The organism is Rossellomorea arthrocnemi, assembly GCF_904424705.1.
Taxonomy (GTDB): Bacteria; Bacillota; Bacilli; order Bacillales; family Bacillaceae_B; genus Rossellomorea; species Rossellomorea arthrocnemi.
This window is the reverse complement of record NZ_CAJGBF010000001.1, coordinates 273,287-287,969: the sequence shown is the minus strand read 5'-3', so window position 1 is coordinate 287,969 and position 14,683 is coordinate 273,287. Positions and strand designations below refer to the sequence as shown.

Genomic DNA, 14,683 nt, shown 5'->3' with positions numbered 1-14,683 from the left:
GTATTATGAATAAACCCGCATCGGCAGCGTGGTCAAAGACTGCCCTGTAGCTGAAGCGGTCAAATTCTCTTCCAACTCGAACCCGTCTACAGGCTCGATCCGTGAAAATTTTTTCACAAAGACCTTGAGGGCAATCTTCATTTCTAATCGGGCAAGCGGGGCACCGAGGCAGAAATGAGGGCCATTTCCAAACGTTGGATGCTTAGAAGAAAAGAGATAGAATATTGGGTTCAGCTTAACATCATACTATAAACAAAACCTTTAAACGGAGGGATAATGTTGTGGAGAAAAAAATGTTAAGTATACTCATTTCCTTATGTCTGATTTGCTTCCCATTCTTATTCAGAGGTTCTATGATGAAGCAGAACTTAATTGTTTTCTTTTCAAAAGGCGTTGTGTCTACTCTAATTGATACATATGTTGTGTCAGAGAAACGTGTTGCCTATCCAATTCGCCCCTTTCCAGGAGTGTTTAAGACCAACATTGTTTTTGATATGTTGTTTTTTCCATTGTTGAGTGTAGTCTGGGTCAAACAAACGTATAATGACGGTTTATGGAAGATCCTTTTGAAAAGTTTGACCTGGAGTGTTCCCATGAGCATAACTCAATGGTTTCTTGTGAAATACACAAAGTTAATCCAATGGATAAAGTGGTCGCCATTTCATACCTTTGGTTTTGTAAGTTTCACATTATTTATCATCAGAGGGCTTGTATCTGTAGTGAAAAGATTGGATCAAGCTAAGAGTATTTAATATGAAACGTCAACTAAAGGTTTGATCATATGAAAAAGACTCAAAAACTAGAAGTGGTGCTATGGAGCATAGCATTTCCAGGCTTTGGACAGTTGCTGAATGGTCATGTCATGAAAGGATTCTTATTTATATTATTAGAATTTATCATTAATAGCATGAGTACATTTAATCTGTCTATCATGTATAGCTTTCTTGGCAGAATTTCGGAAGCTGGAGAAGTGATTCATTATCAATGGATCATGTTTTATCCATGTGTTTACATGTATGCGATGTATGATGCCTACAAATTTTCAGATGGAGAGAATCCTCCGTTATCGTTTATTCCATTTGCCTTCGCTGCCTACTTTGTCACGATTGGAATTATGTATTCCCCCCAACCATTCCTCTCCGTTTACTTTGGTCCGATTTGGTTGCCAATGCTTGCGCTAATACCGGGACTGGTGGCAGGGTTTATCATTCGGGCAATTATGTTGAGGTTTTCACCATAGATGATTTTAGAACGTATCATAAGCTGTAAGCTATCCCACCGCTGACTTAATAAAGATATTTGAACCACAATCTTACTGATCTCTCCTGCAATAGATAGGTAATCTCCAGATTCACTTGTGTACAAAGTCAAAAGACCCGTCGACTTCGACGGGTCTTTTAGCTTTAACCTAAGCCAATGGTTGCGCCTTTTATAATGCGAATGATGCATTATGAAAAGACTTTCACCGGTAAATTGGTCAAAGACTGCCCTGTAGCTGAAGCGGTCAAATTCTCTTCCAACTCGAACCCGTCTACAGGCTCGATCCGTGAAAATTTTTTCACAAAGGCCTCGAGGGCAATCTTCATTTCTAATCGGGCAAGCGGGGCTCCGAGGCAGAAATGAGGGCCGTTTCCAAACGTTAGATGCTTCTTATTGTTGGAACGGTGGATATCGATGGTGAAGGGATCCTCAAACACCGCTTCATCCATATTGCAGGCACTCATCCAGGCGATGACGACATCTCCTTTTTTCAGCTTGACCCCTAATAGATCATTGTCCTGCTTTACAGTACGGTCTCTTCGTGACATATGAAAGCGGTAGCGGAGCATTTCTTCGACTGTGTTCGGAACTAAATCGAGATTGATTCGCAGTTGTTCATAGATGGACGTATCATCATAGAGTAATGAATAGAACGTATTGGAGATGGCATGACTGGTCGTCTCGACACCTGCACCGAGGAGAAGCATGGTCATTTGGACAATTTCCTCATCTGTAAACTTCTCGCCATCTACTTCCGCCTGGATCAGGTCGGAAATAATATCGTCGGAAAGGTTCGATCGTTTCTGAACCACGATCGGATATAGATATTGAAAATATTCTTTGGCGGCTTGTTGTTTTTGCTCTGTAATATCATTCAGTCTGTCTTTGTCGAAAGGTTGGAACAGGATATCGACCCATCTCTTGAACTGATCTCTGTCTTGGATCGGTACTCCGAATAAATCGGCTATGACGATACTCGGCAGAGGGGAAGCCAGTGCTTCCACTATATTAACCGTGGCGTTTTCAGGAATTTCTTCTACAAGTTCTTTGGCAATCTGCTGAATGCGGGGCTCCCAGTTTTTCAGACTGCGGGGAGTGAAGGCAGCTGCGAGCAGTGATCGGCTCTTTCGATGCGCGGGAGGATCAACCAGTGTTAGATTTGTAAGAGAAGAGGGTTTCGGTTGTTTGTTCTCAGCTCCTACATAAATCGTGGTTCTGTGCCCCTCACTTGAAAAGTATTCATAATTGCTTAATACCTGTTTCACATGTGCATGGGTAAACACATTCCATGTATCTGTCTTTTCATGATAGTAAACAGGATGCTTGTGCAGCATTTCCTTATACCATTCAATTGGAAAAAATTCATCTGCACGTGACTGGAAGTTTGTAATTTCGTTCATCGGAATGACTTCTTTATTCATCGTAATTTTTTTCCTCCTTCAAAATGGTCATGGGGGAACGATCCCTTTATCCAAACTACTCTAATTAAAGTAGTTTGGAAAGAGCAGAAAGTATTAATACTTTTATCCAGGAGATCGGACTTCCTGAAAATGAACGTATAAGGAACGGCCCAGGTTTGCTAAAATAAGGGGAGAAATTCTTGAAGGAGCATACCAATGTCTATTCAAATCTTTATTTTAAGCAAACTGATGAAGGAAAATAATTATCCATATAAATTGAAAAAACAACTGTCAGAGCCTTTGCCACTGGATAAATGGGGGGGATTGACAGAGAGTAAACTGTACTACCATTTTGATTCATTAGCCCGACAAGGCTTCATTCACACCGTCGAAATTATTAAAGAAGAACATCGACCTGACAAGCAGGTGTTTGGGATCACCGCCAAAGGCCGGGAAGAATTACCTAAAAAGATCTACAAGCTATTCGACCAGGCGGATGAAATCCGTGAAATGGTGGTGGGGTTGACCAATATCCATTATGTCGATCGGGAAAAAGTAGTGGAGATACTGGAAAAGAAAGTACAACGTTCCAAGGAGCGCTGGGAATCCATCAAGGATTTTCAAGACGTGATACAAATCGATCAAGGGAACGAGAAGCTTGTAACCTTTTTAGGTGATTATTTTACAACGAAAGTCGAGCAATCCACGTATTGGCTGGAACAGTTGATTGAACAGCTTCGGGGAGGAGAAATTTAAGAAGGGTTGGAAGTGGTGGTGCTTTGAAGAAAGGGAACGTCCATGGTGGAGGTTCCCCATAACAAACCGTTAAGAAGATACAGTACTCGTAAACGTCATGTAAGAAATGACTACCCATAGTATAGAAAATGAAAGGCCGATTATATTAAAAATGATCCCTGCGATTGCGAGACTTTTCCCCTCCCGGTTATCCCGGTTGACTTCTTTCAGCCCAATCATCCCCAGTATGAAACCGACAACCCCCAGAACAAAGCCAACAAAAGGAATAATAACAATGATAATGGATAGGATACCTAAAATAAACGAGGCAACCGCTTTACCATTTAAACCTTTCCGCTCTGACCCATTTTCACGATTCATTCGTAATTCCCCCTTTTGACATACTATATGACTTAACCCTCCTAAAACGTCCCTTTCAATAGTAAGAATAGGGACGGACCTCATAAATGAGCCCATTTCCCTTCTAACGAAGTCATATTTCCTTCAAGCCACGCCTTTTTTCAGTTTGTCGAAAACATCCCTTTGACTAACCTTTACAAAAGGAATACACTATAATAGTTCCATTATGAACAGTTCATTAAATTAACAATTAGAAGTGAGGGCATATCGATGGAAAGTCAGCGGATTACTCCTGCATTGCAATTATTGCGTTCATTTTCAAGAGTGAATAAGACCATGATGCGGTTCGTCCAAAAAACAGCTGCAGACAATGGATTATCTGTCCCACAATTTACGATTTTAGTGACGATTGCCCCTGAGAAAGAAATGACTCAAAAATCGATCGGAGAGAAGACGTTTCTGCCGAAAAGTACGTTGAGTCAAGCCGTCGATGGGCTTGTGCAGGCTGGGTTCCTACACCGGCAGCAAGTGGAGGATAATCGCAGGGAAATGCTCCTCTCTCTCAGTCGTCAAGGAGAGACGATGTTAAAAGGGATTCACAGGCAGGAAGGCAGCATTCACCAGCTTACGGCAGGGGCTCTCGAGACACTGTCAGAAGAAGAGTTTGCCGGACTGTTACAGGCACATCAGCAGATTGCCGACTTCTTTGATGAGAAAGCGGCAGAACAGGAGGAGGATGCTAAATGATCAAGCTCTTGAAACACTTATCCGCGTATAAATGGATGATTGTGGGCATTTTCGCGTTAATCTTTATTCAATCCATGTCGACTTTGTATTTACCTACATTGATGTCAGACATTATTGACAAGGGTGTCGTCGTCGGGGATATCCCTTATATATGGAAGATTGGAGGATTTATGCTGGTCGTTTCCGCTCTTGGTGCGGTTGCCTCGGTGATTGCCAGTTACTATTCGTCTAAAGCAGCGATCGGTTTAGGACGGGATGTCCGCCGGAAGCTTTTCTATCATATTGAGAAATTTTCCCTTCAGGAATTCGATGAAGTGGGCACTGCTTCTCTGATTACGAGAACGACAAACGATATTACACAAGTGCAACAGGTCGTGATCATGCTCCTCCGGATGATTATCAGTGCACCGATCATGTTGGTCGGCGGGATCATCATGGCTGTGTGGATGGATGCGAAATTATCCCTCGTCATTATCCTGACTATGCCGGTGTTGGTTGGTTCGATTCTTCTGATTCTGTATAAAGGCATTCCGTTATTTCAAACCGTCCAGAAGAAGCTGGATCAATTGAATCTTGTGCTCCGGGAGAATTTAACCGGTATTCGGGTCATCCGTGCCTTCAACCGTGAACCGGAAGAGAAGGAGCGCCTAAAGCATACGAACCAGGAACTGACCGATGTGTCGATTAAAGTGAATAAAATTATGGCGTTTATGATGCCGGTCATGATGCTTGTCATGAACATGACCGTCGTCGCCGTCATCTGGTTCGGCGGCATCCGGATTGATAACGGGGGTATGCAGATCGGGGACTTAATGGCTTTCATTCAATATGTCATGCAAATCATGTTTGCTCTAGTGATGGCTTCCATGATGTTCGTCATGGTACCCCGTGCCGATGTATCGGCGAAACGGATCAACAAGGTACTCGACATGAAACCGTCTTTTGAAGATAAAGGCACTGAAAGAGCGGATGTTCAGCAAGGGACGCTGGAATTTGACTCTGTCACTTTTCACTACCCTGGTGCTGAAGAGCCTGCTCTGTCTAATATCAGTTTCACCGCGAATCCTGGTGAAACGACAGCGATCATTGGCGGAACCGGTTCAGGGAAAACGACTCTCATTAACCTGATCCCACGATTTTATGAGGTGGCCAGTGGAACGATTCGGGTCAATGGCGTGGATATAAGAGACGCTTCACAGGAGGAAATCAGGTCCAAGCTCGGACTTGTCCCGCAGAAAGCGACTCTCTTTACGGGAACGATTGCGGAGAATATCCGCTTTGGAAAAGAAGACGCAAGTGATGAAGAGGTGGAACAGGCAGCCCGTACCGCCCAGGCAGAAGAATTCGTCAGCAAAATGGATGGGGGCTTCCAGGCAGAAATCGAGCAAGGCGGATCTAATCTCTCAGGAGGTCAGAAACAGCGCTTGTCCATTGCAAGAGCCCTGGTTCGGAACCCCGATATATACCTATTTGACGATAGCTTCTCAGCACTCGATTACAAAACGGATGCAAAGCTTCGTGCCGCATTAAAAAATAAAACAAAAGAGGCGACGATGCTTATCGTGGCCCAACGAGTCAGCACAGTTGTCGATGCCGACAGAATTATCGTGTTGGAAAAGGGAGAAGTAGCCGGGATCGGTACCCACCGGGAGCTGCTTGAAACCAATGAAGTGTATCAGGAAATTGTCGCATCACAGCTTTCAGAGGAGGAATCGGCATGAGTAAGCAACGAAAACCTCAGCGTGGCGACGGCGGTCAGGCAGGATTTGGACCAGGCGGCGGAAACATGATGATGATGGGGCAGAAGCCCAAGAATTTCAAGGTGACCTTGAAACGGTTACTCGGCTATTTAAAGCCACGCAGAACCCAATTGATCGCTGTTTTTGTCGCGGCGATCTTAAGTACCGTCTTTGCGATCGTCGGTCCTAAAATCATGGGGAACGCGATTACCGAATTATTCGAAGGCGCTTATGCCAAGTTCAAAGGAGTACCCGGTGCCGGGATTGACTTTGAAAAAATCGGTGGGATCTTGTTGATGCTTGCCGGGTTATACGTCTTCAGCAGTGTGTTCAATTTTATCCAACAGTACATTATGTCAAGCGTTGCCCAATTGACCGCTTATGACCTGAGGGAAGATGTGAATCAAAAGATTGAGAAGCTTCCACTCAAGTATTACGACGGGCGCCCGAACGGGGAAACCCTCAGTCGGATGACCAATGATATCGACACGATCAGCAGTACACTTCAGCAAAGTCTGACTCAGTTCATCACCTCGATCGTCACCATTGTGGGGATCGTTGTCATGATGCTGTCGATCAGTCCTTTATTGACGCTCATTTCAGTCGTAAGCTTACCGGTTTCCATGTTTGCCATCCGGCCGATCTTGAAACGGTCTCAAAAACATTTTGCGGATCAACAGCGCACGCTCGGTCAACTGAATGGACATATTGAAGAGATGTTCACCGGTCACCAAGTCGTGAAAGCATTCGGTCATGAAAAGAAGGCAGGCGTCGAGTTCGATTCGGTGAATGATGAACTGTATGAAGCGGGAAGTAAAGCGCAGTTCATTTCAGGGATCATCATGCCGATCATGATGTTCATCGGAAACATCAGTTATGTGCTGATCAGCGTGGTCGGCGGGATTCTCGTCACGAATCGCGCGATTTCAATCGGGGATATCCAAGCCTTTATCACCTATACTCGCCAGTTCACCCAGCCAATCACTCAAACGGCAAACATCGCAAACATTATCCAATCAACGGTGGCAGCAGCGGAACGGGTATTTGAACTGTTGGACGAAGAAGAAGAAACGAAAGAAAAAACGTCTGAACACTTAACCCGTCCAAAAGGCGCTGTAACATTTGAGCATGTAGACTTTGGGTATGGAGAACATTTACTAATCAACGACATGAACATCGACGTTCAGCCCGGGCAGACCGTCGCCATCGTTGGACCGACAGGAGCGGGAAAAACGACTCTTATCAATCTACTGATGCGATTCTATGAGCTCAATGACGGGAAAATCAACATAGATGGCGTGGATACGAGGTCCGTCCCTCGAAGCGAACTGAGAAAAAGCTTTGGAATGGTGTTACAGGACACGTGGCTGTTTAAGGGGACCATCAGGGAAAATATCGCTTACGGGAAGACGGGTGCAACGGAAGAAGAAATCATGGAGGCGTCGGTTATGGCCCATGCCGATCACTTCATCCGCACATTACCTGACGGCTATGAAACCGTCCTAAACGAAGAAGCATCCAACATCTCACAAGGGCAAAAGCAACTCATGACCATTGCCCGGGCGATTCTGGCTGACCCTCCGATCATGATTCTGGATGAAGCGACTTCAAGTGTGGACACCCGTACAGAGCTCCTCATCCAACAAGCGATGAACCGCTTAATGGAAGGACGAACAAGCTTCGTCATCGCTCACCGGCTGTCGACCATTAAAGACGCAGATCTGATTCTGGTCATGGACCAGGGCTCCGTCATCGAACAAGGCTCGCATGCAGAACTGCTCAGACAGAACGGTTTTTATGCGGATCTATATAATAGTCAATTTAGCGATGTAGCCGGATAGGTATAATCTCGCAGCTATAGTGGGAATCGAGTACGAAACCATAACGGTTTTGTACTCGATTTTTTTGGGGGGAAGCAGGGGGACGGTTCTCCTGCTTCCCGCTTAAGTATGCCCGAAACCTGGGGATACGCACCGTTTTATGTGTGTGCCTCCAAATAAAGAAAATTCGACAGGGCGGCATGATTATGGAATATATCGCATGATTATTCTCAAACTCGCACGATTATTCTGAAAGCCGCATGATTATCTCAAATCCCGCACGAAAAGGATCATTCTCGCATGAATCCTGGTCATAGTCCTTATTGGGGGTATGCATTGATGGGGGAAACTCTTGGAAATGGCCAGTAGCCAGGAAAAAAAACGGTTTTTCTGCACAAATAAACACACTTCGGCAAACGGTTAAGAGCTTTTCAGTAAAAGAAGCTGTGATTTTCGTCGGAATTAGCGGGGACCTTACGCTTCCAACATATATCCAGGAAGCACGAGAACCGTCCCCGCGCTCCCTCGTCCCCGCGCTCCCTGCGCCCCACACAATCATTTTTGTCGAACGTTGGGGATGAATGGAAAGGATTTCCGGTCGGGATGTCGAAGAGTTAAAGTAGATGCTTTTTTCCTAAAGGAGATCATGTATGTTAGAGACTGTCCATCATTTAATTTTGCATGTGGTATTTATCCTATTTATGGTTTTGCTTTTTCAAATGTTTACAAATGACTCGGACAATGGTTCAAAAGGGTTCACCCTTAAGTTCCTGATCATGAATCTTGCTGTTTTGGTCTTTACCATGATGTTTCCCGTCGTTTACTCAAGCGGATATGTGTACGATTTCAAAGTGATTCCGATGATCCTTGCCTTTATTTATGGAGGGAAGAGAGTGGGATTCAGTACGTTCCTCACCATGCTGGTGATCGGTGTGTTTACAAGCCACGTATGGATCTTTTTGGTCGTGAATTATGCGATTTACAGTGTGCTCCTGGTCCCTATATCCAAATGGTATAAAAGAGGGACGTGGAGATACAAAATCGTCCTGATATCGGTTTTTTATTTGTTTATCCCGATTACTAGAACTTGTTTTTTACTCCAACGCAATGAAATAGAGCAGCTCCTGTTAATGGTAAGCTCCACCTTAATCATATGGATCACGCTGATTCTGACCATTTATCTGATTGAAAATCGATTGGAACAACTCAGGGTCAAAAAAGAGCTTATGAAAGCAGAAAAATTTAATGTAGTCAGCCAATTGGCGGCCTCAGTCGCCCATGAAATCCGCAATCCCATGACGACTGTAAGAGGGTTCATGCAGCTCTTGCAGAGAGAAACGTTAACAGAGGAACAAAAGAGCTTTATCAACATATCCATACAGGAATTGGATCATGCCCAAGACGTCATCAATCAATACCTTTCCCTTGCAAAGCCCCAGACGGAAGAATACGAGGTATTCAGTTTGACCGACACCATAAATGAATCCGTCGATGTGATGTCCACGTATGCTGTGATGAGCAGCATACAAATCAATAGTCATATTGAAAACGATCTGATGGTTCAAGGGATCAAGATTGAGTTGAAGCAAGTACTCCTCAACCTTCTGAAAAATGCGATTGAGGCGATAAAAGAAAATGGGGAAATCACGGTGGCAGCCCATGTACATAAAGACGGCCGGATTATGGTCGTCATTCAGGATAATGGCGCCGGCATGCCTCCGGATCAACTTAAGGTATTGGGCAGACCCTATTATTCGACAAAGGAAAAAGGGACCGGTCTTGGGCTCACGGTCTGCTATCAAATTATCAAACGAATGAAGGGTGAAATACAGGTGGAAAGCGAGCAGGGTGTGGGGACGACGTTTAGGATTTTTTTGTGAGACATGGGCATTTCCATATAATCTGATAGATTTCCATCACAGCGCGGAGTATGGGGAGCGGCCTGACTTCAGTTTCTCAGCAAGTCGATGAAGTGAAAGTGTGTACTAAAAGAAAATAGTACCGCTGCGGGGAATCAGTTATTAAGCCTGAATATCAAGTGCCCCCAGTAGCAGCAGGTTGTATATTGAACAAATCAGCACTGAAAAGCATAAAAGAATTAAAAAGACATCCAAGTGGTAAGAGGATGTCTTTTTTACATACAGACGAAAAAACTTGAGGTGCACATGATCTTATAGGAGTAGCTCACATTCTTGGTTCTCCCCAAGTTCTTTCATCTGTCTTTTCCGCTGTTAAGTGATAAGATAGATGGGGGATTTTCATGTGCACATGTAAATAGATAGAACATGCACACCGTTCATTTCGTCATTTTCATAGAAGAAAGGGTTAAGATAAAGTGAATCGTGAAACAAAACAAAAGTCTGTTGTTTTTGTATTATTAATTGCAACGTTCCTCACTGCTATCGAAGGAACGATCGTCAGTACAGCGATGCCGAAGATTGTAGAAGATTTGGGTGGAAGTGAGCTGTATACCTGGGTCATCTCAGTTTATCTGCTGGCTATTGTCATCAGTACGCCTGTCTTTGGGAAACTGGCTGATTTATATGGAAGAAAGATTATGTTTACCATTGGAGTTAGTATTTTTTTAGCGGGTTCCATGCTCTCGGGATTATCACAATCAATGGAACAGCTGATTCTGTTCCGTTTGATACAGGGAATGGGGGCAGGGGCGTTGACCACATTGCCTTTTACCATTATCGGCGATGTTTTTACATTTGAGCTGCGGGCCAAAATGCAGGGCTGGATGAGCAGTGTGTGGGGGATAGCCGGAATAGCCGGTCCCCTTGCAGGCGGTTTTATTGTGGATACCATTTCATGGCATTGGATTTTCTTTATGAATCTTCCTTTTGGGATTATTTCGCTCTTCCTGTTATGGACGTCGTTAAAGGAAAATGTAGAAAAGAAGAAACACAGAATAGACTACGGCGGTATTTTTACTTTTGCCGTCAGTATCACAGCGTTTCTGTATGCCTTAACATTAGTAAAGGAACAAAATCAGGTGACTGGAGGAATTCTCTCTTTGCTGATTCTTTCGGTGATGGGGATCGGTCTATTTATCTGGATTGAATCCAAGGCGGAAGAGCCTATGCTTCCCCTTTCGTTATTCAAGAATCGCTTTATCACCATTTCGACGATTGCCGGTTTTCTACTTGGCTTCATTCTGGTTGCCGTTACGTTTTACATCCCTTTATGGGTACAAGGTGTCACCGGTTTAAATGCAACCCTGTCCGGAGTGACGATGCTTCCGATGTCGATTACCTGGCCGTTTGCTGCGGTCCTGTCAGGGAGATTGTTAGCCAAAACGTCCATTGGAAGAATCACCATTATGGGAATTTCCGTCATTACAGCGGGATGCCTGGGATTAGTCTTATTTAATGATCATACGACTGTTCCTTGGATGATGGTTGTCACCGCGATTATTGGCTTTGGTTTCGGTTTGTCCCTGACAGCCTTCACAGTGGCGGTTCAATCATCTGTGGAATGGAAGGTTCGGGGAGCGGCAATGGGTACGTTCAATTTAATGCGAAACTTGGGCCAGTCCATCGGGATTGCCGTTTCTGGCCTGTGGCTGAGTGATCAGTTAAGAGGCTACGTATTGGAGACAAGCTTACACACAGTCTTTTTAATCCTCGTGATATTAGCCGTATGTGCCATCGTGACAGCAGGAATGTTACTTGGTGAAAAAGGGAAACAACTCTCATTGAATTAGGAAGCAAAAACAAGTGTAATGTGCAGGCTTAAGAGCCTGCACATTATTTTTTTATAGTGTTTGGTTTCAAAATCGTTACTACTTTATAAAGTCCCCCATATATTAGGAATAAAAAGCAAACAGGGGTAGATAGTATTGGACACACACACCAACAGATTCAGATGGGTTATCTTTGCTTCCGTATTGTTTACTTACTTAATCATATCGAGTCAGCGGACGGCTCCGGGGTTGATTACGGACAAATTGATGGCTGATTTTAGTGTGAAGGCTTCTACGATCGGATTGGTGGCGAGTATTCAGTTTCTTGTATACACGGGCTTACAAATTCCTATGGGTATTTTGGTTGATCGTTATGGACCGAATCTTTTTCTTATTTTCGGTGCGGCACTTACTGGGATAGGGACGATCCTTTATAGCTTGGGCACACATGCGTTTATCCTGTTTTTCGCCCGAATTTTAACGGGAATCGGGGATGCGACCATCTGGGTAAGTATGGTGTTAATACTGAGTCTGTGGTTTGGTAAGGGGGAATTTCCACGATTAATTGGTTTCGCCGGGATGACAGGAAGCCTGGGCTTCCTGTTGGCGACCGTTCCATTCTCTGCAGTGATTGTCTCGTTTGGATGGAGGGAATCATTTTTATCAGCGGGGATTCTTTTATGTGTATGGAGTTTTTTCCTTTTTTGGGTACTTGTCAAGAAGCCAAACCAGCCTTTCCTTGTGAAAGGTACAGTACAACATGAAAAAGTACCAGTGTTACTGAGAAGAATATTCTTAAGTAGACAGGCATGGGCATTATTCCTGTGCCACTTTGGGATTGTAGGAGGATATATAGGGTTTATCGGTTCATGGGCGGTTCCCTATGCAATGGATGGATATGGAATGACACGTATAGAAGCAAGCCGGCTCATTATGATCAGTCTACTTGGAGCCCTGGTTGGAGCCCCTCTTATCGGCTGGGTTTCAAGCTATTTAGGAAAAATTAAACGTCCGTATGTTGTTTTTCATCTTACGGTTTTACTGTGTTGGACTGCCTTTCTTTTATTTAAGGGGCATCCACCCCTTTTCCTGGTGATAATCCTATTTTTTGTCATAGGCTTTGGGTTCGGAGCAAATTCATTGACCTTTGCCGCTGTTCGTAAATCGTTCCCTGTAACGGAATCCGGCACTGTTTCAGGGTTTGCGAATACAGGAGGGTTTCTCAGTGCTGTATTGCTGCCCGGTATTTTTGGCTTTATATTGGAAAGTGTTCAATCTACATCAGGCAGTGTCAGTGATGGATACTTCTACGGTTTCTTTACCCCGGTGATGTTCTCGATGGTGGGCTTGATGGGTGTGATGTTGTTGAACGAATAGCCGGGAGTAGTAAGGAAACGGAGTTAGGACATGGGAAACTCTTATCCGATTTTTATTTTTCATTGAAGTTATGAGAATATTTGAAATTAACAGTTGACAATCATTTTGTTGAAGTTTATAGTGTGTTTATTGATCAAAAACTTAATATCTTTCGATTTTTTCTTATCCAGAGAGGTGGAGGGACTGGCCCTTTGATACCTCGGCAGCGGACTTTTCATAAGTACTGTGCCAATTCCAGTAGCGTAATGCTAGCAGATAAGAGGAGAAGGCCCTTTAAGGTATGTATTAACCCCTCTTCTTATATGTAGAAGAGGGGTTTTATTTGTTTGACTGGTAAGACTAAAACTACTAAAAAAGGTTGGGATTAAACATGACAAAGACGTTGGTAGCAGCACCATTTAGAGCAGATCACGTAGGAAGCTTATTACGACCTGATAGAATTCATCAGGCAAGAAAGGAGTTTCAGGAAGGAGCGCTTTCTCCCCGGGAACTGCATGACATTGAAACTCAGGAGATTAAAAGAATTGTAGACAAGCAAATTGAAGTGGGACTGCAGGCTGTTACAGATGGTGAATTCCGCCGCAGATTCTGGCATACCGATTTCCTCGAACACTTAAACGGTGTAGAAGGGTATGTTCCGGAGAATGGTTTCCAGTTTAAAGGCGAGGAAACAGAAAGATACGATGTGCGTATTAACGGAAAACTTTCCTTTAACCCCGATCATCCTCATGTAAAGGATTTTATCGAGTTTAAAGAGATTGTTGCCGAACGTGCGATTCCCAAACAGACCATTCCGAGCCCGAATCAATTATTTAACGCCGGAATCCGCAACCTCGACATTTATCCGGATATCCATGACTTTGCAACTGATGTGATTCAAACCTACCGCGAGGCTGTTCAAGCATTTTATGATGCAGGCTGCCGCTATTTGCAATTTGATGATGTGTATATTGCCGGTCTGAATGCACCTGAAATTCCTTTCAATGACAGCGGTTATTCCCGTCAGGAACTGATTGACCTAGCTTTACACGTGGTGAACAGTGTATTGGAAGATAAACCGGAAGATTTAATTGTGACGACCCACCTCTGCCGGGGAAACTACCGTTCAAAATGGGCTTTTGAAGGCAGCTACGCTAAAATTGCCCCAACCCTATTTGCCGAAGAACGAGTGAACGGATTTTTCCTGGAATACGATGATGAACGCTCGGGAGATTTTAAACCTTTGGATTACATACCAGATGGAGGTCCCCGGGTAGTGCTTGGGGTGTTCACTTCGAAGCACGGTACATTGGAAGAGAAAGAAAACATTAAAGCACGTGTAGAAGAAGCAACTCAATATGTACCTCTGGAGCAACTATGTATCAGCCCCCAATGTGGATTTGCCTCGACTCATCATGGGAATATTTTAACCGAGGAAGAGCAATGGGCGAAGCTGAAATATATTGTGGATGTATCAAAAGAAATTTGGGGATAAGATGGACAAACAGCCTTTGGTTGATCGTTTCATGACGCACCAAAGGAGTTATAAAAGGAAGAGCGGGAAGAATTCTATTTAAC

Annotated in this window: 12 protein-coding genes, 1 pseudogene and 1 riboswitch; of the genes and pseudogenes, 10 read left to right on the top strand and 3 right to left on the bottom strand. The window is 44.0% G+C overall.

Annotated elements, in window-relative coordinates:
• Positions 1 to 3: 3 nt before the first annotated feature.
• Positions 4 to 210: pseudogene (locus tag BAA9072_RS01505) on the bottom strand (cytochrome P450); the annotation flags it as partial.
• 71 nt (positions 211 to 281) lie between these two features.
• On the opposite strand from BAA9072_RS01505, the gene BAA9072_RS01500 reads away from it, so the two are divergent.
• Positions 282 to 752, top strand: coding sequence for a CBO0543 family protein (locus tag BAA9072_RS01500; protein WP_201712914.1), 471 nt, complete (start codon positions 282 to 284; stop codon positions 750 to 752).
• 29 nt (positions 753 to 781) lie between these two features.
• The gene (locus BAA9072_RS01495) at positions 782 to 1,240 is read left to right on the top strand and encodes a hypothetical protein (protein WP_201712913.1); all 459 of its coding nucleotides are present in this window, start codon (positions 782 to 784) and stop codon (positions 1,238 to 1,240) included.
• 208 nt (positions 1,241 to 1,448) lie between these two features.
• On the opposite strand, the gene BAA9072_RS01490 is transcribed toward BAA9072_RS01495, so the two are convergent.
• Positions 1,449 to 2,681 (bottom strand): cytochrome P450, encoded by a 1,233-nt coding sequence (locus BAA9072_RS01490; RefSeq protein WP_201712912.1) that lies wholly within the window; start codon positions 2,679 to 2,681, stop codon positions 1,449 to 1,451.
• Positions 2,682 to 2,876: 195 nt separating this feature from the next.
• Here BAA9072_RS01490 and BAA9072_RS01485 point away from each other — a divergent pair, with 195 nt between their 5' ends.
• Complete coding sequence (locus BAA9072_RS01485; protein ID WP_201712911.1) at positions 2,877 to 3,416, top strand: PadR family transcriptional regulator; 540 nt, start codon at positions 2,877 to 2,879, stop codon at positions 3,414 to 3,416.
• A gap of 69 nt (positions 3,417 to 3,485) precedes the next feature.
• Here BAA9072_RS01485 and BAA9072_RS01480 read toward each other — a convergent pair whose 3' ends face one another.
• On the bottom strand, positions 3,486 to 3,776 hold the full coding sequence (locus BAA9072_RS01480) for a DUF4190 domain-containing protein (RefSeq protein WP_201712910.1): 291 nt from the start codon (positions 3,774 to 3,776) through the stop codon (positions 3,486 to 3,488).
• Positions 3,777 to 4,025: 249 nt separating this feature from the next.
• Between BAA9072_RS01480 and BAA9072_RS01475 the strand changes: the two genes are divergently transcribed.
• From BAA9072_RS01475 to BAA9072_RS01445, 7 genes are all read left to right on the top strand, one after another.
• Entirely contained in the window at positions 4,026 to 4,502 is a 477-nt protein-coding gene (locus BAA9072_RS01475) for a MarR family winged helix-turn-helix transcriptional regulator (RefSeq protein ID WP_330999254.1), read from the top strand.
• Positions 4,499 to 6,223 carry an ABC transporter ATP-binding protein gene (locus tag BAA9072_RS01470; protein ID WP_201712909.1) on the top strand — a complete coding sequence of 575 codons (1,725 nt, stop codon included), beginning with the start codon at positions 4,499 to 4,501 and terminating at the stop codon, positions 6,221 to 6,223. Before BAA9072_RS01475 ends, BAA9072_RS01470 begins: the two co-directional genes overlap by 4 nt.
• Complete coding sequence (locus BAA9072_RS01465; RefSeq protein WP_201712908.1) at positions 6,220 to 8,082, top strand: ABC transporter ATP-binding protein; 1,863 nt, start codon at positions 6,220 to 6,222, stop codon at positions 8,080 to 8,082. Before BAA9072_RS01470 ends, BAA9072_RS01465 begins: the two co-directional genes overlap by 4 nt.
• Positions 8,083 to 8,711: 629 nt before the next feature.
• Entirely contained in the window at positions 8,712 to 9,941 is a 1,230-nt protein-coding gene (locus BAA9072_RS01460; protein ID WP_201712907.1) for an ATP-binding protein, read from the top strand.
• A gap of 455 nt (positions 9,942 to 10,396) precedes the next feature.
• Positions 10,397 to 11,770: an MDR family MFS transporter gene (locus BAA9072_RS01455; protein WP_201712906.1), complete on the top strand. Its 1,374-nt coding sequence runs from the start codon at positions 10,397 to 10,399 to the stop codon at positions 11,768 to 11,770.
• Positions 11,771 to 11,905: 135 nt separating this feature from the next.
• Positions 11,906 to 13,126, top strand: a complete 1,221-nt coding sequence (locus BAA9072_RS01450; protein WP_201712905.1) for an MFS transporter — start codon at positions 11,906 to 11,908, stop codon at positions 13,124 to 13,126.
• Between the two features lie 159 nt (positions 13,127 to 13,285).
• A riboswitch (SAM riboswitch) is annotated at positions 13,286 to 13,388 on the top strand.
• 108 nt (positions 13,389 to 13,496) lie between these two features.
• Entirely contained in the window at positions 13,497 to 14,600 is a 1,104-nt protein-coding gene (locus tag BAA9072_RS01445; RefSeq protein ID WP_201712904.1) for a 5-methyltetrahydropteroyltriglutamate--homocysteine S-methyltransferase, read from the top strand.
• The last annotated feature ends 83 nt before the right edge of the window (positions 14,601 to 14,683 follow it).

Bases quoted from the DNA above. Each gene is read 5' to 3' on its own strand.
- BAA9072_RS01485 (WP_201712911.1), top strand. From the start codon at position 2,877: ATGTCTATTCAAATCTTTATTTTAAGCAAACTGATGAAGGAAAATAAT.
- BAA9072_RS01470 (WP_201712909.1), top strand. From the start codon at position 4,499: ATGATCAAGCTCTTGAAACACTTATCCGCGTATAAATGGATGATTGTG.
- BAA9072_RS01475 (WP_330999254.1), top strand. From the start codon at position 4,026: ATGGAAAGTCAGCGGATTACTCCTGCATTGCAATTATTGCGTTCATTT.
- BAA9072_RS01445 (WP_201712904.1), top strand. From the start codon at position 13,497: ATGACAAAGACGTTGGTAGCAGCACCATTTAGAGCAGATCACGTAGGA.
- BAA9072_RS01465 (WP_201712908.1), top strand. From the start codon at position 6,220: ATGAGTAAGCAACGAAAACCTCAGCGTGGCGACGGCGGTCAGGCAGGA.
- BAA9072_RS01490 (WP_201712912.1), bottom strand. From the start codon at position 2,681: ATGAATAAAGAAGTCATTCCGATGAACGAAATTACAAACTTCCAGTCA.
- BAA9072_RS01480 (WP_201712910.1), bottom strand. From the start codon at position 3,776: ATGAATCGTGAAAATGGGTCAGAGCGGAAAGGTTTAAATGGTAAAGCG.
- BAA9072_RS01460 (WP_201712907.1), top strand. From the start codon at position 8,712: ATGTTAGAGACTGTCCATCATTTAATTTTGCATGTGGTATTTATCCTA.
- BAA9072_RS01495 (WP_201712913.1), top strand. From the start codon at position 782: ATGAAAAAGACTCAAAAACTAGAAGTGGTGCTATGGAGCATAGCATTT.